The 21096-nt window shown below is 47.0% G+C and carries 16 protein-coding genes, 1 tRNA gene and 1 riboswitch; of the genes, 7 read left to right on the top strand and 10 right to left on the bottom strand.

Translation table 11 applies throughout. The annotated features are described in order from the left end of the window. Positions 1–172 precede the first annotated feature (172 nt). The 5 genes from RIG66_RS29950 to RIG66_RS29930 form a co-directional block, all read right to left on the bottom strand. Positions 173–577 (bottom strand): putative toxin-antitoxin system toxin component, PIN family, encoded by a 405-nt coding sequence (locus RIG66_RS29950; RefSeq protein ID WP_446383173.1) that lies wholly within the window; start codon positions 575–577, stop codon positions 173–175. Between the two features lie 10 nt (positions 578–587). Further along, on the bottom strand, positions 588–809 hold the full coding sequence (locus RIG66_RS29945) for a hypothetical protein (RefSeq protein WP_446383171.1): 222 nt from the start codon (positions 807–809) through the stop codon (positions 588–590). 309 nt (positions 810–1118) lie between these two features. Then, a tRNA-Thr gene (locus tag RIG66_RS29940) sits at positions 1119–1190 on the bottom strand. A 181-nt stretch (positions 1191–1371) separates the two neighbouring features. Further along, the gene (locus tag RIG66_RS29935) at positions 1372–2547 is read right to left on the bottom strand and encodes a cysteine desulfurase family protein (protein WP_446383169.1); all 1176 of its coding nucleotides are present in this window, start codon (positions 2545–2547) and stop codon (positions 1372–1374) included. Between the two features lie 173 nt (positions 2548–2720). Further along, complete coding sequence (locus tag RIG66_RS29930) at positions 2721–3101, bottom strand: DUF7682 family zinc-binding protein (RefSeq protein ID WP_006101069.1); 381 nt, start codon at positions 3099–3101, stop codon at positions 2721–2723. Between the two features lie 335 nt (positions 3102–3436). On the opposite strand from RIG66_RS29930, the gene RIG66_RS29925 reads away from it, so the two are divergent. Beyond that, positions 3437–5065, top strand: coding sequence for a phospholipase D-like domain-containing protein (locus RIG66_RS29925; RefSeq protein WP_446383166.1), 1629 nt, complete (start codon positions 3437–3439; stop codon positions 5063–5065). Positions 5066–5122: 57 nt separating this feature from the next. Here RIG66_RS29925 and smpB read toward each other — a convergent pair whose 3' ends face one another. Then, complete coding sequence (smpB, locus tag RIG66_RS29920; protein ID WP_446383164.1) at positions 5123–5590, bottom strand: SsrA-binding protein SmpB; 468 nt, start codon at positions 5588–5590, stop codon at positions 5123–5125. A gap of 134 nt (positions 5591–5724) precedes the next feature. Continuing rightward, a riboswitch (Glutamine riboswitch) is annotated at positions 5725–5818 on the top strand. A gap of 35 nt (positions 5819–5853) precedes the next feature. Here smpB and RIG66_RS29915 point away from each other — a divergent pair. Continuing rightward, positions 5854–6198 carry a DUF4278 domain-containing protein gene (locus RIG66_RS29915; RefSeq protein ID WP_446383162.1) on the top strand — a complete coding sequence of 115 codons (345 nt, stop codon included), beginning with the start codon at positions 5854–5856 and terminating at the stop codon, positions 6196–6198. Between the two features lie 367 nt (positions 6199–6565). Here RIG66_RS29915 and RIG66_RS29910 read toward each other — a convergent pair whose 3' ends face one another. Further along, a complete protein-coding gene (locus RIG66_RS29910; protein ID WP_006101236.1) occupies positions 6566–7087 on the bottom strand; it encodes a DUF937 domain-containing protein in 522 nt (173 codons plus the stop codon). Between the two features lie 200 nt (positions 7088–7287). Between RIG66_RS29910 and RIG66_RS29905 the strand changes: the two genes are divergently transcribed. Continuing rightward, the gene (locus RIG66_RS29905; RefSeq protein WP_446383160.1) at positions 7288–8838 is read left to right on the top strand and encodes a YcjF family protein; all 1551 of its coding nucleotides are present in this window, start codon (positions 7288–7290) and stop codon (positions 8836–8838) included. 60 nt (positions 8839–8898) lie between these two features. Here the strand turns inward: RIG66_RS29905 and RIG66_RS29900 are convergent, their stop codons facing one another. After that, the gene (locus tag RIG66_RS29900) at positions 8899–9063 is read right to left on the bottom strand and encodes a hypothetical protein (protein ID WP_446383158.1); all 165 of its coding nucleotides are present in this window, start codon (positions 9061–9063) and stop codon (positions 8899–8901) included. A gap of 263 nt (positions 9064–9326) precedes the next feature. Between RIG66_RS29900 and RIG66_RS29895 the strand changes: the two genes are divergently transcribed. The 4 genes from RIG66_RS29895 to ilvB all read left to right on the top strand — a co-directional run bounded on the left by RIG66_RS29895 (position 9327) and on the right by ilvB (position 16477). Next, positions 9327–10571 (top strand): pentapeptide repeat-containing protein, encoded by a 1245-nt coding sequence (locus tag RIG66_RS29895; RefSeq protein WP_446383156.1) that lies wholly within the window; start codon positions 9327–9329, stop codon positions 10569–10571. Positions 10572–10842: 271 nt separating this feature from the next. Next, positions 10843–13212: a transglycosylase SLT domain-containing protein gene (locus RIG66_RS29890; protein ID WP_446383154.1), complete on the top strand. Its 2370-nt coding sequence runs from the start codon at positions 10843–10845 to the stop codon at positions 13210–13212. Between the two features lie 169 nt (positions 13213–13381). Beyond that, positions 13382–14362, top strand: coding sequence for an ABC transporter ATP-binding protein (locus tag RIG66_RS29885; protein WP_446383152.1), 981 nt, complete (start codon positions 13382–13384; stop codon positions 14360–14362). Between the two features lie 255 nt (positions 14363–14617). Further along, positions 14618–16477, top strand: a complete 1860-nt coding sequence (gene ilvB, locus RIG66_RS29880; RefSeq protein WP_446383150.1) for a biosynthetic-type acetolactate synthase large subunit — start codon at positions 14618–14620, stop codon at positions 16475–16477. 375 nt (positions 16478–16852) lie between these two features. Here the strand turns inward: ilvB and RIG66_RS29875 are convergent, their stop codons facing one another. After that, positions 16853–17272 carry a hypothetical protein gene (locus RIG66_RS29875; protein WP_446383148.1) on the bottom strand — a complete coding sequence of 140 codons (420 nt, stop codon included), beginning with the start codon at positions 17270–17272 and terminating at the stop codon, positions 16853–16855. A 245-nt stretch (positions 17273–17517) separates the two neighbouring features. Beyond that, a complete protein-coding gene (locus RIG66_RS29870; protein WP_446383146.1) occupies positions 17518–20868 on the bottom strand; it encodes an ATP-binding protein in 3351 nt (1116 codons plus the stop codon). Between the last annotated feature and the right edge of the window lie 228 nt (positions 20869–21096).

The raw sequence follows: 21096 nt of genomic DNA, 5'->3' as shown, positions 1-21096 counted from the left end.
GAAGGAGCAGTGTGTGATAATTGACCTATATTTTACTTTTATCGGAAAAAACAGAATCTGAAACTATACCGAATGCTTTTGACCAAACCGTATTTTGGTCTATTCAGTACAGTTAGCTATTCTACCACGAAATTTCAGGTCATCGGGAAACCTAGTCCCTCTGTAGTTGGCATCACTCAACCTCCCCCCAAGAATCCAGAAAATCACGCGGGGTCAAAATTTGAATGGTTCTGAAAGGGTGCAACACCAACAAATCCTCATCCCCCGTCACAATAAAATCCGCCTTACCATTCACCGCCAACTCAAGAAACTGATTATCCTTCGGATCTCGACAGGCTTCCACCCGTTCCCTAATTTTCACCAACTCCGATTCCATCAAAAACTTCGCCAGAAAAATTTGCCGTTCCTCTGGGATGATATAGCGCTCTAACTTCTTTTTCCCTAAAACTCTTCTCACCTCAGCTAACGTAGACTCCGACATCAACATCACCCCCTTAAGGAAAATCTGCTCAACCGCCTGAAACGGGGTCGAGTTCTTCAACAGTAACGAACTGATCAATACATTCGTATCAGCCACGCACCTGACCTTACTCATCCTGCAAAATCTCATCCAGAATTTCCGGCGTTAACCCTCGTTCTTGGGCATGACTGCCAATCTCCCGCATTACCTCCACCACATTCTTCTTCGCCCAGCCTTCCTTAAAAAATAGGCTCACCAACACCTGAAGTTCCTGGCGCTCTTCCTCGCTGGCTTGCTCAAACGCCTGCTGAATCTCTGAATCGACTGGAATCGTTATCGCTTGTGTCATTGTTATCGCTGCCGTTAATACGCAATAGCTTTAACCATTTTTACCCGGATTTCAAGAGAGTTTTGAGGCGATGAAAAGCTACAGTTCTTATGGGGTAGGCTTCCTGGTTTATTAAAACTGATAGTTTAGCACACGCTTGTCCGGAAGACCCGGAATTTTCCAAAAAGCTCACACAAGATAGCACTTCACGGATCTAGATCAAAACCCTTGTAAATAAGGTTTGTCCCCATAACTGAGAAAAACCGTCCGTCTATAGCAGTTAAAGTAGAAATTATGTAACCCTTTGGCTACAGGAATTTCGAGCGTTGAAGCTGGTGACAAGATTTGAACTTGCGACCGGCTGATTACAAATCAGCTGCTCTACCACTGAGCTACACCAGCAACTTTGTTTAGCATAACAAATTATATTAGCAGTAGGGAAGGGTTGACACTTCCCAGCCTTTATTACCTCCTGCAAGAGGAGGCGATTGAAATCGCTGCTACACTCGCCTTGCGTCCGCAAGGTAAGGACTGGGTTATAAGGGGGGTAGCGTTCCCCAGATTTGGTATCACAACCGGATTGTCAAACGTTTAATAGTACGGGTTTTGGCAATAACCGGGCTAGAATCTGCTTGAGTACCATCACCGTCCAATCCACATCGGCTTCTGTGGTTTGTCGCCCCAACGTCAGGCGAATGCCCCTCAATGCCTCTGATTCAGAGTAGCCCATTGCCGATAAAATCGGACTGGGATTTAGTTTGCCACTATCACAGGCAGAACCCGCACTAATGCCAATCCCTGCCAGATTAAGCTGACGCACCATCGTTTTGCCTGTTACTCCCTCCAATTGAGATGCTGGGATATTGGTTAGGCAAAAACTAACATGATGAGGTAAGCGGTGTTGCAGCGAACCTGTGGGTTTTAAGTAAGGAATGTTGCTAAGTTGATTAAACAAGCGATCGCGTAACTGAATTAACCGAGGTGTTTCCGTTGCTAGTTCGGCTGTTGCTAATTCGGCGGCGACACCAAATCCTGCGATCGCGGGAACAGCCTGTGTCCCTGAACGCTGTTGCATTTCCTGTCCCCCACCCCATAATAGAGGTACCAATTCAACGCCGGGACGGACATACAGCGCCCCCACTCCTTGAGGTCCATAAATCTTGTGACTTGAGATTGACAGCAAATCCACAGGCAACTGTCGCACATCAATGGGCAATCGTCCAGCTACTTGTACCGCATCGGTATGGAACAGTACCCCATGATCCTGGGCAATTTGCCCCAGTGCTTCAATGGGTTGTAACGTTCCCACTTCACTTTGACCATAGATGACGGATACTAATACTGTATTCGGTTGCAGGACGTCTTCCAAGTCACGGGGATTGACTCGCCCCTCACTATCCACCGACAATCGAGTCACTTGCCAGCCCCAGGTTTCCAACCAACGCACAGGTTGAGCGATCGCGGAATGTTCCACGCTAGAAATTACAATATGCTGGGGTGTCTTGTAGTTTTGAGCAATCCCCATAATGGCTAAATTATCTGCCTCTGTACCACCTGAGGTAAAAATCAACCCATCGGCTGGCGCATTAATTAAGCCAGCCACTTGCATTCTCGACTGTTCCACGACAGTGGCAGACCGTTGTCCCCACTCATGTAAGCTAGAGGGATTACCCCACTGCTGAGTCAATACCCCTTGCATCGCCGCGATCGCTTCTGGGCGGGGGGGTGTCGTGGCGCTGTAATCGAGATAGATTTGCATAATTATAGTGTCATTTGTCTTTCGTCATTTGTCATTTGTCAGGGAACAGGGAACAGGGAATAGGGAACAGGGAACAGGGAATAGGGAACAGGTAAGGTAGAGTTTTGAGTTAACTTCCTCATCTCCCTCATCTCCCTCATCTCCCTCATTTCCCTCATCTCCCCCAGATCCCTCTACTCGCCGGGTTTATCCACATTGTAGTCCTCGTGGGACAAGACAGCGTAGGGAACTAACAAACTCCCGTAGTCATGACAAATCATCCGGTAGTTACGGGTAACCGGGATACTGACAATCCAGCGATTGTGGCGTAGTCGCTTACCGCCAAACTCTCGGTAGTTCTTTTGTTCTTCCAATCCGGCAATAATCGCACGGGCTTTGACCACGACATGGGTGGGCAAATCCTTTAAATCAATGGGATCGTTGTCAAACGTAGACTCCCATTCTTGCTTTTGTTGCTTTTTAGCTTCCCGTGCCTTGTTTTCTTGCTCACATCGGTGGCAGGTTTGACCATACCCCTTATGACCGCACGGAAATGTCTTTTTTCGTCTCGACATAGAACGGTGGTATGGGTTCAAACCCTAGACGTGACCATGTTGTCTTCTTGATAGTGATTTCCCCCATTCAGGTTGCGGAAAACGTTATTTAAGTTGTCCATTGTATTTTTATGTTAGTTCAATAGGGACAAATCCTTGAGCCTTATTTCCAACTGAATCAGAAAAACACCGATCAGCAGTTCTAGTCAAATGCCTCAGAGTCACCTGTACGTTATACTTTCTTAGCTTCTCCGGCTTGTCTCAATCGATCAATTTCCATTGACAGCCTACTAGGTTTGTGTCCCCATAGATGATAAAAAATAATCAAAGCAATAAATGAATCTAATCGAGATTCAATGACACAATCATACTGGCATCAAGGTATCATCTGGTTTATTGTACTAACTCTGTCCGCTTGTCAACCTCCTCCAGTTCAAGTTCACCGTCCGCCTCCTTTACCGCAAGATCCCTTTGTTCAGGTCTACTTTAACCATTCCCCCTCGACAACCTACAAGGAACCCTATCGGTTAGTGACTCGACCGGGCGATAATTTAGAGCAGATTATTACCCAAGCGATCGCGACGGCTCAATCCACGGTCGATGTTGCTGTCCAAGAGTTACGCTTGCCGCAAATTGCTCAAGCCTTGGTCAAACGACATCAAGCAGGGGTTAGGGTCAGAGTTATCGTAGAAAATACCTATAACCGCCCTTGGAGTGAAGTCTCAGCTCAAGATATCGCTAATCTTCCGCCTCGGGAACGCGATCGCGCCCAAGAGAATTTACGGTTAATTGACCGTAATAACGATGGCAAGCTGACCCCCACTGAAATTAATCAGCGAGATGCTCTAGTTATTTTACGAAATGCTGGCGTTCCTATCCTAGACGATACAGCCGATGGCTCTCAAGGTAGCGGCTTAATGCACCACAAGTTTGTTGTTGTGGATGGATACACGATTATCGTTACCTCCGCTAACTTTACCACCAGTGACATTCATGGCGATTTTCAAGCACCGGATAGTCGGGGTAATGCCAACAATCTCCTCAAAATTGAGAGTGTGGAATTAGCCAATTCCTTTACAGAAGAATTTAACCAGATGTGGGGAGATGGACCTGGTGGCGCACCCGATAGTCGGTTTGGTCTCAAAAAGTCACAACGCCCTCCCCAACAGGTGACACTCGGAGATACCACTCTGGTGGTAAGGTTTTCGCCTACATCACCGACTCAACCCTGGAGTCAAAGCAGTAATGGTTTCATTGATCAAATCCTGCAAAGCGCTACCCAAACCATTGACTTGGCGTTATTTGTCTTTTCCGAACAGCGATTGGCAGATCAGTTACAAACTGCCCATGAACAGGGCGTCCAAGTTCAGGCGTTAATCGACCCCAGTTTTGCCTATCGCTACTACAGCGAAGGACTGGATTTATTAGGTGTGGCGCTGAGTAATCAATGTCGCTATGAAGCCCGTAATCGCCCTTGGCAAAATCCGATCGCCACAGTCGGTGTTCCCAAACTCCCATCCGGCGATCTGTTACATCATAAGTTTGGGGTGGTAGATGGAAAAATGGTAATTACAGGGTCTCATAATTGGTCAGCATCAGCCAATACTCAAAACGACGAGACATTGTTGGTGATTGATAGTCCTCTAGTTGCCGCTCATTTTGAACGTGAATTTGAACGCCTCTACACGAATGCCATACTGGGGGTTCCGGTGGCGGTGCAGCGCAGTATTCAGAACCAGCAGCAATCCTGTCCCCAGATTACTCAGGCAAATGATCCAAACGCCCCAAGTTTTAGGGGGATAGTTAACCTCAACACCGCCACCCAGGAAGAACTGGAAACGTTACCTGGAATCGGACCCAAACTGGCTGAGCGAATTATTACCGCGCGATCGCAAAAGCCATTCACGTCACTAGCTGACCTTGACCAGGTTTCAGGTGTCGGACCTCATCTACTTCAACAGTTAGATGGGCGAGTGACGTGGTAATCCTAACAAATGTTCTAATTGCTGGAGCAGAGAATGGACAAAGGGGGAAGAGGATCTTCAATAACGCTGAACGACTCGCGCCATTTCCCGCTCATCCTGACGCCGCTTAATAGTCTCACGCTTGTCGTGCAATTTTTTACCCTTACACAGACCCAGACTCACTTTCACTAAACCTCGCTTTAAATACATTTTCAACGGCACCAGCGTTAACCCCTGTTGTTCTACCTTGCCAACGAGTTTGCTGATTTCCTGCTTGTGCAGCAACAGTTTACGGGTGCGAACTGGATCGTGATTGAAGTAGAGGCTGCTACTTTGGTACGGCGAGACATGTACGTTCAACAGCCAAGCCTCACCATTACGAACCAGGGCGTACCCATCTCGCAAATTGACCCGACCCTCGCGAATGGACTTAACTTCTGTCCCTTTTAATTCTATGCCCGCTTCGTAAGTCTCTAAAATCTCATAGCGGAAGCGTGCTTGCCGATTATCGGCAACAACCTTGAACCCTTTACTTTGATCACTCATACTAATCACCTTAGCGTCTGATACTGGAAATTGTGGTGTTAGACAATCGCCCCAGAAAACCCTCCAAAGGTAAAGTTTTGTTAAAAAGTTGACAATTTCTGGAAAAACCGTAACAATAGATACAGAACAAATGAATCGTTCATCTCTCTAGACATCAGTCAGTTAGCAATTAGCCGTGAAGGATGATTAGGGAGACGGAAGTAGGGACAACTCCCGAAGGAACGCGCCTCATCTCACTACAGTTACATTACGAGGCGAATACCATGAAACTTACTTATCGCGGTAGCAAATACGAATACAATGCCCCTACGGTAGAAACTGTCGAATCAAAGGCTGGTGGTAAGTACCGGGGTTGGGACTGGCGATTCCGCAATTTGAAAAATCCGCCAGTGTTACAACCACGAGTCAACCTGCAATATCGCGGCGTTCGTTATCAAACACCGGGGACTGTTGCTAATAATGGTGTTGCGTCAGAAAAAGCACCCACTTTAGTGTCCAGTCAAGATAAAGCTCGTTCTCGGATGAGCAAGCAGCAACGAGTCCTCAAAAACCGTCAGCTTTCGATGTTGTACCGTTCAGCGACAGAAGTTGGATTGGCAACTCGTTAAGGGCTGATGGCATTCCAACTGAATTAAAACTAGAGTAGAGATGTTGCATGCAACGTCTCTACTTTTTGCAGTTGGCTTTATAGCGCTACGCGCTAGGCTTTCTTGCAATAGGCAACACCTCGGCTTACCTAGGCTTCGCTCGGTAACACGCTCGGTGTGTCATGGGCAATAGTGAAGAAAAACACTGACTCATCAAGGGATTGAGCGATTTAAATTTTTCTTCTTTTGTCCTAACGTGTGTGCGTAGTGCTATAAAGCTTAATCTCTAAGGGTTAATGCCAGAAACAAGCCGATAACAAACCCTAAGTCTAACGTGCAGACTAGACTCGCCTAAAATAGCGCCAGATGTACGGAAGACCCCTACAAGCTAAGGATTCAAATAACGAGACGCCATTTGCATCGCATCAGCAATATCCACATCGCCGTCACCATCTGTATCGAGGAATGAGTTCAACACTGGATTCGAGCCTTCAGGATTTTGGTTATTTGTTCCCGTTTTGAGTAAATTCAGCACTAAGGGAACCAACATGGGTAACAGGGATTGAATGGTAGCAGCATTGAGTCCTGTCCGTTGTTCGGCTTCCTCGACTAACTGTTGGATTTGTGGTGTATTAAAGAGTAAATTGACCGCTTGATTGTTAGCACCTGTACCACTGAATTGGTTAATAAAGGATTGTGTCTCCTGTTCTCCTTCCGCTTCTCGCTTTTGTTGCAACGCGGGACGGGCATATTTGCCAACGATAGATAAAACGGATTGAATCGTGGAGGGGTCAGCATTGGCACTTTGGCTGAGGTTTTGCACGGTACTGAGAATGCCAGCTAATTGACCGGAACTAGCTTCCTGAGAGGGGTTATTAATCGCACCGAGAATTTGGTTGAATAAACTCATCGTTTTTTGGGCTGTAAAGAGTGTCTCTAATGATAAGCATTATCCATTAAGTATAGTTCGTTGCTCTTGGCTCACCACACGGTAACGTGGGATCTATTACTCGTGCTGCCAGCTCTCATTGACACTCTCCGCCCGTCGCTAAACTAGAGTTATCACTCTTTTGCCTTCTACCCTCTGCCTTGGAGCCTTCTGAAACCATTATGCCCCTACCCCGCCTACTGACGCTAATTATCGGTCTCAGTATTATTCTGGGGCTAATCCTGTGGCTGATTGACTCGATTAATCGACTCTATTGGTCGTTAAATTCGCCTCTACTGGCAAATTTGCTGGTTTTATTGCTAATTGTTCTGCTGATCCTGTTAATTGCCACGTTTGTTTATTACGTTTGGACATTCAGCCGCCCCAAATCCTCTCGCCGACGCCGCCCGACGCCAAAGGTGCCGCAGGAGAAATCAGAAGCGGCTTCTGAAACGCTAAAAGCGGTGCGACAGCAGGTGCAGAACATTCAAGATGAGGTAGCCCAGCAAGCCCTGTTGAGTCGATCGCGTGCAATTGAGGCGACGTTAGCCCGTGGGGAACTGTTGGTTGTCATCTTTGGTACGGGTTCATCGGGAAAAACCTCCCTGATTAATGCTCTCATTGGGCAGATGGTGGGTCAAGTAGGCGCACCGATGGGAACCACAGATCAGGGACAAACGTATACGTTAACGTTGAAGGGAATAGAACGGCAGATTTTGATTACCGATACACCAGGGATTTTAGAGGCGGGGGTGGTGGGTACTCAACGAGAACAACTGGCGCGACAACTTGCCACGGAAGCCGATTTATTATTGTTTGTGGTGGATAATGACTTGCGACAGTCGGAATATGAACCGTTACGTCGTCTCGCGGATATTGGTAAGCGATCGCTGTTGGTGCTGAATAAAACCGATCTCTATACCGATACGGATAAAGAAACGATTCTAGCCCGGTTACGCCAGCAGGTACGCGGCTTTATTGCTGCATCGGATGTGGTAGCCATTGCCGCCAATCCCCAATCTATACGATTAGACAATGGGGAAGACTTCCAACCTGACCCTGATATCATACCCTTAATCCGCCGTCTGGCGGCGGTACTACGGGCTGAAGGGCAAGATTTAATTGCGGATAATATCTTACTCCAGTCTCAGCGTTTAGGCGAAGACGCCCGTCGTCTGATTGATCAGCAACGGCGGCGACAGGCGGAGAAAGTGGTGGAACGGTTTCAGTGGATTGGTGCTGGGGTGATTGCGGTTACGCCGTTACCTGTCGTCGATTTATTAGCAACGGCGGCGGTTAACGCCCAGATGGTGGTGGAAATTGGTCGAATTTATGGCTGTGATTTGAATATGGAACGGGGGAGAGAATTAGCGCTGTCTCTGGGAAAAACCTTAGCCAGTTTGGGAATTGTTCAAGGGGCGATGCAACTTCTATCAAGGGCGCTACAATTTCACATCGCTACCTATTTAGTTGGCAAAGCGATTCAAGGGGTAACGGCGGCGTATTTAATCCGAATTGCTGGGAAGAGTTTTATTGAATACTTCCGTCATGACCAAGACTGGGGCGATGGGGGAATGACAGAAGTGGTGGAGCAGCAATTTCAGCTAAACCGTAAGGATGAATTTATGAAAGTATTTATTCAGGACGCGATCGCACGAGTGGTTATGCCCCTGAGAGATGCTTCCGAGGTGAAAGATTTAAGAGATTCTCAACAGGACGACTGGGAACATTAAGGTCATTTGTCATTTGTCATTTGTCGCAGAACAGGAAACGGGGAACATAAAATTCATTATTTACAATTCACCATTTATCACTTGAACGCCCTGCGGTAACTGGCTTACAGGGGCGGGAATCATTTCTCCGCGAAAGTCCAAAAGCTGAACCAAGAGAAGGTATGCCAGTGCCAGAAGTATGGAAATGGCTCCAGTAATAATTGCCACAATTTTTGAACGATTCATTGATAAATGGTGACTGGTGAGTAGAAATTGCTGATTAGGAAAAACGGGGAACAAAAAACAGGAAATAGAGAATAGGAAACATTGTGAGTGATACCCTATTACGGCTAATCTAAAAGCATAAGCCGCCGCTATTCTCGTTCAATTGTTCCACTAAATGTTTTATTCTACAGCATAAGAGTTGGTCAAGTCGAAACCTTGCTGAATGCAAATTTCTATTCCACCAACGCCCGTTGTCTTATGGTTGCCCCATCCACTCGGAGGTTATGATGGCTCAGGACTACTCCGGTCAAAATCTGCAAGGTCGCTCGTTTCGAGGCAGAACTGACTTGGCAGGTGCTAATTTTAGCCACGCTGACATACGAGGCGCAGATTTTAGCAATGCTATCCTAACGGGGGCAAATTTTAGCTATTGCCAAGCGGGATTGCAGCAACACTGGGCAATGATTTTATTGCTGGTTGCTTTATTTCTATCCACGCTATCGGGTTTTGTTTCCGCCTTGGCGGGTGTGATCACCGGAGCGGCGCTGATTAGTCAGAACCTGATCGAAATCTTAGCGGGTGCGTTTATTTTAATCGCTTTGGGCGTTTTTGTCAGCCTGACGATCCGCCAAGGGCTGATTATGGCGTTAGGGGTTTGGGTTGTGGCAATTGTGGTGGCGGCAATGGTGGCAGTTCTAACAGGAGCTACAGCGGTGGCGGTAACTTTAGTAGCTGCTAGTGCTGGAGCCGTCGCGGCAGCTATTGCCATGGCAGTTGTGGCAGCCGGATCAGCAGCTGGTGCTGTAGCTGCTGCTAGTGCTGTAGCCGTCGTCGCCGCGGGAGCTGGTGTTGTCGCCGCTGCCGGTTCTGTGGTTGTCGTTACGGCTGGGGCATCCGTGGCAGCAGCAACCAGCGCCGCAACAGTGGCGGTGATTGTGGCGGTGGGTGTGGCTGGACTTTCTGCTTATGTAAGCTGGCGAGCCTTAATCGGGGATAAAAACTACGGCTTCATTCGTCGGGTTGCGGTTGCCTTTGCTGCGATTGGGGGAACAAATTTTCAGGGTGCCGATTTAACGGACGCGGATTTCACCCAAGCCCTGCTCAAAAGCACCAATTTTAGACAAGCCAAGGTGACGCGCACTTGCTGGTTTCAAGCCAAAAAACTTGAACTGTCCCGTGTGGGAACAACCTATTTGGATCACCCCAAAATTCGGCAATTAGTGGTTACGGGTGAAGGACAAGAGGAAAACTTTGACAATCTTCGCTTACCGGAAACGAATCTGCGGGGGGCTAATTTAGTCGCGGCGAGTTTCATCAATAGCGATCTCAGCCACGCCAATTTGCAGTCGGCTAACCTAAAGGGGGCGACGCTAAAAAACACCAATTTAGATAGTACCGATCTAATTGGGGCTTGTCTGGTGGGCGCTTATATTGAAGAATGGAAGATCACAAGGAAAACCAAATTTGATCGGGTGCAGCGTCAGTATATCGTTCGACGATTGGGTCTGAAAAAACGACCGAAACGCTAACCCCTATCCAGAAACGGTTCGGGAAACTTTCCCACCTTAACCAGAGATAAACGTACAATCAAACTGGGCAATGCCATCGTGTTCTGCCGATCTTTACCAAAAGCGGCGGGAAGCCCACCTTCTTTTAGAGGGAGGGAAAACCACTTACCGCCGAGTTCAGAATCATCGTTAATTGTGGATTAGCCATGAACCCTGAATCGGAAATCCCCCTAGTTTGGCGGGGGATGAGTTTAACCGGATCTAAGATAGATGTGCGTCACCAGGAGGTTCTATGAATAAAAGACGCGAGATTTTCGCCCCCCACAGCCGTTCAAGGCGTAGACAACGAAGACGACAAATCGCTCTAGTCGCTGGAGTCGGACTTGCAGGTCTAATTTGGGGAGGAACGCTAATAGGTGGTAAGTATACCAGGGGGCTGGGTCAATTGACCATCCGGCTGCCATTTGTGCAGCATAATTCCTTTAACCCAGAAAAACAGAGCGACACGGCGGTTTTGCGACTCGCGTCTTTACCAGCGAACCAGCGAAAAGCCAAACTTGAGGCGATCGCCCAAGGAAAAAATTCCATTGATAAGTCTCGTGCGCGTTATCTTTTGGCAGCGGATTTAATTGCACAAGACAAGGGCAAGGAGGCGCTGCCTTGGTTAGAGGGATTGGAGTTGGACTATCCTGTCCTGGGTGGCTATATCGCGGTTAAACGCGCCCAAGCTTACGAACAGATTGGTGAGAAAACCAAAGCCCTAACGGAATGGCAAAACCTGCTGCAACGTTACGCGGATCAGCCCGTTGCGGCTTATGCGCTTCATGCTCTTTTCTCCCAGGAGTCTCAGTATCAGGAAGACGAGATCAAATCATTGTCCGCCAATCCGAGTTGGCAAGAGAAAATCCAGCAGGTTTATGAACCGCCTGTTGACGATCCCAAATACTGGGAGAAAGCCGTCGCTAACTATCCATCTCATCCGTTGATTCTGGAGTTAGCAAGACAGCGCCTCAAAGAGAATCCTGATCAGCCTGAGTTGATGCTGCTGTTGGCTCGATATGCCTTTGATACTCCAGAGGTTACTCCAGATGTGACACCGATCTTAGACCAATTGGTGGGAAACTACGGTAGGGTAGTTGACTCCGATAATCAACCTCTAATTAAACCAGAGGATTGGCAAATGATCGCGGTGGGCTACTGGCGAGATCGGAAATATGGTCAAGCCAGCGCCGCTTATGCCAAAGCTCCCGAAACATCCAATAATGCCTATTTAGTAGCAAGAGCCCTGAAATTTGCCCAGCAGTACGCGGACGCTAAACGGGCATACAAACAGATGGTGAGTGATTTTCCCGACGCCGAGGAAACACCCGCTGCCCTGATTGAACTGGCGCAACTACAACCGGATATTGAGGCAGTTCCCTATCTAGACGAAGTTGTTGAACGCTTCCCGGAACGCGCCGGGGAAGCCCTTTTGGTCAAAGCGGAAACCCTGGAACGCTTGGGTAGCTATCAAGCCGCCGAGGAAGCTCGAAAACAGTTGATTGATGAGTACGGCGAATCTGAAGCTGCCGCCACCTACCGTTGGCAAGTGGCGCGATCGCACGCTGAATCCGGCAATGTCGAGGCAGCATGGGAATGGGCAAAACCGATTACCACCGAAAATCCCCATCGTTTCATCGCACGTCAGGCTGGATTTTGGGTAGGCAAATGGGCAAGGGAATTGGGACGCCGACAGGATGCCCAAGCCGCATTCGAGCAGGTGATTACCCACCACCCCCAGTCTTACTATGCGTGGCGCTCTGCTGTGCAGCTAGGTTGGGATGTGGGCGACTTTAAAACCGTCCGTAAACTTGATCCGAAACTGGTTCTGCCGAAAACCCGACCCCTGTTACCGATGGGTTCAGCCGCCCTCAAAGAACTTTATTTACTGGGTCAAGACGAAGATGCTTGGATACTTTGGAAAGCCGAATTCCAAAATCGCCTCGAACCCACCGTCGCTGAACAGTTTACCGATGGCTTGGTGCAGTTGGCAATCGGAGATTACTTGAGCGGCATTTCTACCATTGCCAGCTTAGAAGATCGGGAGACCCCCAAAGAACAAGCGCAGTACCAAGACTTACGGGAAAAATTCACCTACTGGCAAGCGCTCTATCCCTTTCCTTTCTCAGACAAGATCGCCACCTATTCCCAAAAGCGTGAACTCAATCCTCTATTGGTGACTGCCCTGATTCGCCAAGAATCTCGCTTTGAACCCAATATTCGTTCCGGCGCTGGCGCTGTGGGTTTAATGCAAATGATGCCCAGTACCGGGGAATGGGCAGCAGAAAATATTGACGTGGAGGATTATTCCCTGGAAAATCCCGACGATAACATCAAACTGGGAACCTGGTTTCTGCGAGAAGTTCACCAGTCTTATAACGACAACTCCTTACTCGCGATCGCCAGTTACAACGCGGGTCAAGGGAATTTGTCAAAATGGCTGCAACAAGACAGTGCTGGTGATCCGGATGAGTTTGTTGAATCCATTCCCTTTGATGAAACTAGAGATTATGTGAAGCAGGTGTTTGGTAACTATTGGAATTATTTACGGCTGTATGATCCCAAAGTTGCCCAGCAAGTTGCTCAACATTCTCAGAGTCAGTCAACGGCAATGCGTCGATAAGGGCGCGGGGGAGAGCTGGGAGAGCAGGGGGAGCAGGGGGAGCAGGGGGAGCAGGGGGAGCAGGGGAAGAAAACATTCAATTCATGCTTACGCTGTGTACCAGAAACAGCAATATACTGATACAGTTATAACGATAGAACTGTCAATTATGTAATTCAATTAACAGCGAATGGATTCGACTGCTGATTTGCCAGGGGCATTGACGACCCTTGACCAGAGTCCAGTTGTCGCGACTTCTGAGCTAAGGAAAGTCTATCGCACTGGCTTTTGGCTGAATCAAAAAATTGAATCACTGACAAATTGCTCTCTTTCCGTTGAACCGGGAGAGACATTTGGCTTGCTTGGTCCGAATGGAGCAGGTAAAACGACGCTATTGAAAATTTTACTGGGGATTGTCCGTCCTACCTCTGGACGGGCTTGGCTGATGGGAAAACCCATTGGCGATCGCGGAGTAAAGCAGCGAATCGGCTATTTACCAGAAAATCCCTATTTCTATGACTATCTGACAGGTTGGGAATTCTTGCAACTGACCGCTGGGTTGTTTCAAATCCCTAAAAGTCGTCAACGCCAACGCATTCCCCAATTGCTGGAATTAGTTGGATTATCGAAGTCGGCGGCAAAAAAAAAGCAGTTACGACAGTATTCTAAGGGAATGCTACAGCGCATCGGTATGGCACAAGCCCTGATCAATGACCCCGATGTCGTGTTTCTGGATGAGCCGATGTCGGGACTCGATCCCATGGGACGCTATCAGATCCGGGAAATTATTCTCTCACTTAAGGAGCAAGGGAAAACCATTTTCTTCAATAGCCATGTTTTATCGGATGTGGAGAAGATATGCGATCGCATTGCGATTCTGGCACAGGGAGAGTTAATTTGTGTTGGCACACTGGATGAACTGTTGGGTGTAGCGACTCATTACCAAGTTCGTGGGAAAGGCGGTAACATCGACATTCTCCAACGCTGGGTTAAGGAACTGGCATTCGAGGAAAATAGCTGGTACGGTGAACTCAAAGGTGAACCCCAAGAATTTATTGCCAGTCTGCGCCTGATGGGAGCGCAATTAATCGAGATTACCCTAGCACGTTCCTCTCTGGAGGAATTTTTCATGCAACAGTTACGGCAGAGGGGGATTGAATCGAGTCATTAGCAGGGGGAGTTGGGGAAGCTGTGTAGAGACGTGCCATGGCACGTCTGGGAGCAGGGGGAGCTGGGGAAGCTGGGGGAGCCAAGGACGAATGACAAATGACAAATGACGAATGGCAACTAGACACTGATCCCAGATTTGTTTTACACTGAAAGGCTACTTGCTCAATTTCAAAAATCTACCAGAGGTCTGGTGAACTTACTGTCAGAATATACAAAACTCTTAGAAAAACCGTTAATCATTTAGTGAGGGTATCTGGTGCGTTACCAAAGTATCTCTAAAAAAGAAGTCAAACAAAAAACCGTTACCCGTCGCACGGGTGCTTACGCCCTGATGGATAGTCTGAAGCGTCATGGGGTTGACCATATTTTTGGCTATCCCGGTGGTGCAATCCTGCCGATCTACGATGAACTGTATCAGTGGGAAGAACGCGGAGAAATGGAGCATTTCTTGGTTCGCCATGAACAGGGTGCGGCTCATGCGGCGGATGGATATGCCCGGGCAACAGGAAAAGTGGGTGTCTGTTTTGCGACATCGGGTCCTGGGGCGACAAACTTAGTTACAGGGATTGCTACCGCCCACATGGATTCGATTCCTTTGGTGGTGATTACCGGACAGGTGACACGGGCGGCGATTGGTTCGGATGCGTTCCAAGAAACGGATATTTTTGGCATTACCCTGCCGATTGTCAAGCATTCTTATGTGGTGCGTGACCCTCGTGATATGGCATGGATTGTGGCTGAAGCGTTCCATATTGCTAGTACCGGTCGTCCGGGTCCAGTGTTAATTGATATTCCCAAGGATGTGGGGCTAGAAGAATTTGACTACACCCCTGTCGATCCGGGTATGGTTAAGCTGACGGGGTATCGTCCTACGGTTAAGGGGAATCCCCGACAAATTAATCAGGCATTGCATCTGATCCGAGAGTCTAAGCAACCGTTACTTTATGTCGGCGGCGGTGCGATTACAGCGAATGCCCATGATCAAGTCAAGCAATTGGCAGAAACGTTTCAAATTCCGGTCACGACAACGCTGATGGGGAAAGGGGCGTTTGATGAATCTCATCCTTTGTCGGTGGGGATGTTGGGAATGCATGGCACGGCTTATGCGAATTTTGCCGTGAGTGAATGTGATTTACTGATTGCCGTCGGTGCGCGGTTCGATGATCGCGTCACTGGCAAGCTGGATCAGTTTGCTTGCCATGCTAAGGTGATTCATATCGATATTGACCCGGCGGAAGTGGGCAAAAACCGCGCCCCCGAAGTGCCAATTGTCGGCGATGTGCAGCAGGTTTTGGCTAAGTTATTACGGCGCTACGAGGAACAGGAAATTTCGACTGACCCCAACCAGACTCAGGTATGGCTGCAGCGGATTCAGCGTTGGCGCCAAGAGTATCCCTTAGAAGCACCCCAGTATCCCGATACAATTTCGCCGCAAGAGGTGATTGTAGAGTTGGATCGGCAAGCCCCAAATGCTTACTACACTACAGATGTGGGTCAGCATCAGATGTGGGCAGCACAATTTCTGAAGACAGGACCGCGCCGTTGGATTTCTAGTGCTGGTTTGGGCACGATGGGTTACGGGGTTCCTGCGGCTATGGGCGCTAAGGTTGCTCTCCCGGATCAGCAAGTGATTTGTGTGGCGGGCGATGCTTCGGTGCAAATGAATATTCAGGAGCTAGGAACGATAGCACAGTATGGCATTAATGTCAAGACTGTGATTATTAACAACGGCTGGCAAGGAATGGTGCGCCAGTGGCAAGAGGCGTTTTTTGGACAGCGGTATTCCTCCTCGAATATGGAAATAGGAATGCCGGATTTTGTGATTCTGTCTCAAGCTTATGGGGTCAAGGGTATGGTGGTGAAGCATCGCGACGAACTCAAGGACGCGATCGCCGAAATGTTAGCGTATGATGGTCCGGTGTTGTTGGATGTCCGCGTCACCAAGAATGAGAATTGTTATCCGATGGTTGCACCGGGTAAGAGTAATGCCCAAATGATCGGATTGCCAGAACGCCGTCAGCAAGAACAGGTGGCTGAGGTGGTTGATTGCAGTAACTGTGGAACTCAGAATCCAACCACGAATCAGTTCTGTCCGGTTTGTGGAACGAAACTGTAATCAGTTATTGGGAAATAATTGGATACGTTAAAAAGTCTCCTGCGATGGTGGGAGGCTTTTTTGAGGTTGTTGTCTCTATTTTGGGGATACGGCTACAATCCAAAATTTACATTTACTATCAAATAGTAGAATGTTAATCATCAAGTAATCTTATAGATATAGGAATGCCTCCCAAGGTGACTTGGAAGGCGGTGTCGTTCATTATCGAAAGGAATCTCAACTCCTCTATCAGCATAATCCCTATCTGTGACAGGCTTGTCACAACGCTATGACAAGCTTGCGATCGCACGATGATGCTGAATGTCTATAACTAGCTTGTAGTCAGGGCTTCAACACCCTATACTTTCCTGACGAGTAAGCGTCAATCGTTCACATTCAATACTCCTCAAATTCAATAGAATCCAGCAGACTAATACTGATTGGAGAGACATTCTGAGTCATTTCCGGCGAATTTTGGAATGCATCATTCTCGATGTGCGGATAGTCGCATTGGAGAGAAGGTAGATGAGTTTGGGTTGGTGTACTGTCTTGCCTATCCTCTGGTAGCCCTAATATAGAATGATGGTGAGTAATCCAGCTATCGTTAACCTGTTGGATATGGCGCAGTTCATGTTGATTGGCGGTAAACAACCAATGTCCATCCGAATGAAAGGCAAACACACTGGCGAGATGACAGTGACACGATTCGTAATACTTAGGACAACTTTCAGAGACAGAACATTGACTCTCGAAAAAGGGACAGTGTATGGTGGAACAAACATTAATTGTGGCTTTTTGACTGATAGAGCGTTTCATAGATTCACCCCCACATGTTTTGATGAAGCAAAACTCTCCAGCTCTTGAGATGTGATGCTGTATACTTCAATGATATTTTCTGCCCTAGGCAATTGAACACCGCAAATCGCCAGAAATTGCCCTGGGCTTTCCGAAAAAAGGTTGGGGAGTATGGGGGTTCTAGGCGATAGGCGTGCAGAGAAGCTATGAAACAAGTCTGCCTATATCTTGCTCACTGCCTATACCCAATTTAAATGCGTGACAGCTTACCGAATAATAATATCCACCTCCGAGACTCCCGATCGCTCGGCTTGCTGACAACGCTGCTGGTAAAATTGAACCACGCGATCGCGATCGTCCCATTGCCACAGTTGAGTGAAAATCAGCTGCGCTTTAGTATACTCTTTCTCCACATACAGATGCACCCCCCGTTCAAACTCTGTCCGAGTTTGTCGCTTCAATTCAATCAGTGGTGGCGGGTTACCATCAAACACCTCAAAGATCGCGATCGGTTGGAGTTTTCCTTTCACCGTCACTCGACCTAAGAAACGATAACTATAATAGTGAGCATTTGTCAACCCATTTAATGTTTCTTCGCTAATTAAAATCTCCACCCCAAAAACCTTAGTTAATCCCTCCAAACGCGAGGCTAAATTCACCGCATCCGAAATCACTGTTGTATCCATTCGCTGAGACTCTCCCACCGTTCCCAACATTAAACTCCCTGTATGCAAACCAATCCCAATTGCAATCGGTTCATACCCACAGGCTTGACGGTGAGCATTATAAAAACCGACTTGCTTTTGCATCTCAATTGCCGCTTGTACTGCATCATCAGCCATCTGGGGAAATAATGCCATTACCGCATCGCCAATATATTTATCAATAAATCCACGATAATTGCGAATTACGGGACTCACACGACCTAAATATGAATTCAGAAAATCAAAATTTGCTTTCGGTGACAATTGTTCCGACAAACTGGTAAATGAACGAATATCGGCAAATAAAATAGACATTTCTTTTTGCACCTGATCCCCTAATTGCACATCCACAATACTTTCTCGTTCCAAAAATTGCAGAAACTCATAAGGGACAAACCGTCCGTAAGCGGCATTGATTTTGGCTAAGCGGAGATGGGTTTTAATGCGGGCTAATAGTTCATTCTTTAACACAGGCTTGGTTAAATAATCATTCGCGCCAACGGCAAACCCCTCCACTAAATCTGAAATCTGATTTTTCGCCGTTAACAAGACAATGGGAAGTTCATTGGGAAGAAATTGTTCCCGCAGTTTTTTACACAGTTCATACCCTGTCATCTGCGGCATCATTATATCTAGCAAAATTAGATCCGGTTTAAACCCTAAGCGAATCAATTCTAAGGCTTCCAAGGCACTAGACGCTTGAGTAATCGCATAATTTTGCAACGACAGATGATTGACAATTACCTGAAGATTCGTGGGCTCATCATCCACAATTAAAATGTGGAAGGTTCCCTCTGGTGTGACAGCCGCCTCTTGAGCGATGAGAATGCGATCCGGGCTAACAGTTCGCGGTGTATAATCTTGCACCTTGGAGACTTCGATGGAGGATTGATAATCAACCTTACCCTGAGATAAAGGCAGCGTAAATGTAAAGCGTGACCCCACTCCTGGCGTAGACTCAACCTCAATGATCCCGCCGTGCAGTTCAACCAGTTGTTTGGTAATTGCTAAACCTAATCCCGTTCCTCCATAGTGGCGAGCAATAGAACCATCAGCTTGTTCAAATGATTTAAAAATGCGATTAATTTTGTCCGGTGGAATGCCAATTCCGGTGTCAATTACATTGATTTCCAGCATATCCTTGACGGGCGTCGCTGAAACTTCAATGGTTCCCTGTTCCGTAAACTTAATTGCATTGCTGACTAAATTATATAAAATCTGCTGGACACGATTTTCATCGGCATCAACCGGGGAAGTCTCTGGATTAATGCTATTGATTAACTCGATCGGTTTCTTACCCACCAGCGGTTGAGAAATGGTTAAAACCACATGGGTAACTTCTCGAATTCCGATGGGTTTAATATTCAGGTGTAGGTTATGGTGTTTGAGTTGCGAGAAATCCAGTAAATCATTAACAAGCTGGTGCAATCGTCTGCCACTGGAAACAATGAGCGACAAGTTAAACCGAGTCGCATCCGATAGGTTTCCTGTTACTCCATCAATCAATGATTCCGCAATGCCAATAATTCCATTCAAGGGAGTTTTTAGTTCATGAGACGTGTTCGCTAAAAATTCATCCTTAAGCTGATCGAGTCGTTGTAAGGCAGTATTTTTCGCTTCTAATTCTATGGCATAGTTTTGCAGCAGGTTACGCGCTTGGATGAATTGACGCTCTAACATAACGCCTAAGGTAAGAATAAAAACTAATGTTCCCCAAGGATAAAGTTTTTGATACCAATTTACCCACTCTAGGCGATAAATTAAAATATCATTCATGGCAGATAGAGTAAGCAGACCAAATCCTAAGGTAAAGAGTTTAGCTTCAACGTTACCCGTCCGAGAAATTTGCACCGCCTTGGTTAAAATTATTATCGCACTGGCTAAAAACAAGAATTGAGCCAAAGTGACGGTTTGACTCCAAGAAAAGGTGTGAGTGGTGACTAAAATTAAGGCGGCTACCGCATAAGCCAGATGAATTTTCCAGAGATGGCGAATAATAGACTGGCATCTCATCTTAAACATTTCTTGAAAGAAAAGGCAACCACTCACGGGAATCAGATAGAATGATGTATATTCCCAGAACCGTAATGCTTCTAGGTGATTGATAAAGACAGGGATAAAAAAAGACCGCGATAGGGTATAGATCCCGATCGTCGTTGTTAAAACACCAAAGTGAAAGTATGATTTTTTTTCGGGGCGGCTTAAAGATAATCCCAGAATAATTAATCCTAAGGCAAAAAATAGAATACCGAGTAATGTATGGCTTTGTTGTTGAAAGAAACGTTTGATCACAGTATTATGATTACCCAAGACAACGCGATCAAACAATCCGATATAAATTGAAGCATTTTCTCCGACATACACCCGAAACAAGAGAGTTTGATGCTGAAATCCTGGCTCAAGTTGAACGAGTGGCAATTGATAGTCTGTTAGTGTGGCTTGATTGGCAGCATTGAGTGACCATTGATTATAGAGATGTTGCTCTCCTAAATATACATCTAATATATAAGGTACAGCGCCAAAATAGAGAGTCGGGGAGTGCCATTCTCCAGCAGGTAAGGGAACACGCAACCACAGAATCTGGACATTTTTATGGCTTGGTTTGCGGATTTTCCCGGGAAACTGAAATGACTGCCATTGTTCAGACAATATCTGATTCTGCGTCCCTTCTGAAACCCTGAGTTGTTGTTGAGAAAAATCACCCCAATGATATTGCCATCCCTGAGTGATTTCTACCAGTGACGATGAAACTGGCGCGACTGGAGATTGAGCTGAACCAGATACCGTGTAGACGACTAGGCAACTGAATAGTGTTAAAATAAATGCGCCTAGATAAGAAAGTCGAAGTTTTTGAGGTAGCCGATGTGAGCGCAATTGCTTCCATCGTTGCTTTATCCATGCACCCCTAGTCATAGTAGAGTCCCTGTTGTGATTGCTGCTATCCTATTTCTATTGTGAGGCAAGCGGACAGACTTGGCAGCATCTATACATCTGTGAATCTACTCTTGCGGAGTGGGTTGGCTCACCCGACAAGACAATGGTCTTTATGCCACAATGGACAGATAAGTAGGTGGGAAAAATTACAGTTAACCCTGGGGATTGTCTTATGTCTTATGTAGGGGTTTGAAGTATATTTACAAA

The sequence above is a fragment of the Coleofasciculus sp. E2-BRE-01 genome, from assembly GCF_040221695.1.
In the GTDB taxonomy this organism is placed as follows: domain Bacteria; phylum Cyanobacteriota; class Cyanobacteriia; order Cyanobacteriales; family Coleofasciculaceae; genus Coleofasciculus.
The sequence above is the reverse complement of the archived record's forward strand: the minus strand, read 5'-3'. Positions and strand labels throughout refer to the sequence as shown.

Bases quoted from the DNA above. Each gene is read 5' to 3' on its own strand.
- RIG66_RS29895 (WP_446383156.1), top strand. From the start codon at position 9,327: ATGATGGCTCAGGACTACTCCGGTCAAAATCTGCAAGGTCGCTCGTTT.
- RIG66_RS29875 (WP_446383148.1), bottom strand. From the start codon at position 17,272: ATGAAACGCTCTATCAGTCAAAAAGCCACAATTAATGTTTGTTCCACC.
- RIG66_RS29870 (WP_446383146.1), bottom strand. From the start codon at position 20,868: ATGACTAGGGGTGCATGGATAAAGCAACGATGGAAGCAATTGCGCTCA.
- RIG66_RS29905 (WP_446383160.1), top strand. From the start codon at position 7,288: ATGCCCCTACCCCGCCTACTGACGCTAATTATCGGTCTCAGTATTATT.
- smpB (WP_446383164.1), bottom strand. From the start codon at position 5,590: ATGAGTGATCAAAGTAAAGGGTTCAAGGTTGTTGCCGATAATCGGCAA.
- RIG66_RS29890 (WP_446383154.1), top strand. From the start codon at position 10,843: ATGAATAAAAGACGCGAGATTTTCGCCCCCCACAGCCGTTCAAGGCGT.
- RIG66_RS29930 (WP_006101069.1), bottom strand. From the start codon at position 3,101: ATGTCGAGACGAAAAAAGACATTTCCGTGCGGTCATAAGGGGTATGGT.
- RIG66_RS29900 (WP_446383158.1), bottom strand. From the start codon at position 9,063: ATGAATCGTTCAAAAATTGTGGCAATTATTACTGGAGCCATTTCCATA.
- RIG66_RS29935 (WP_446383169.1), bottom strand. From the start codon at position 2,547: ATGCAAATCTATCTCGATTACAGCGCCACGACACCCCCCCGCCCAGAA.
- RIG66_RS29945 (WP_446383171.1), bottom strand. From the start codon at position 809: ATGACACAAGCGATAACGATTCCAGTCGATTCAGAGATTCAGCAGGCG.
- RIG66_RS29925 (WP_446383166.1), top strand. From the start codon at position 3,437: ATGACACAATCATACTGGCATCAAGGTATCATCTGGTTTATTGTACTA.
- RIG66_RS29910 (WP_006101236.1), bottom strand. From the start codon at position 7,087: ATGAGTTTATTCAACCAAATTCTCGGTGCGATTAATAACCCCTCTCAG.
- RIG66_RS29915 (WP_446383162.1), top strand. From the start codon at position 5,854: ATGAAACTTACTTATCGCGGTAGCAAATACGAATACAATGCCCCTACG.
- RIG66_RS29885 (WP_446383152.1), top strand. From the start codon at position 13,382: ATGGATTCGACTGCTGATTTGCCAGGGGCATTGACGACCCTTGACCAG.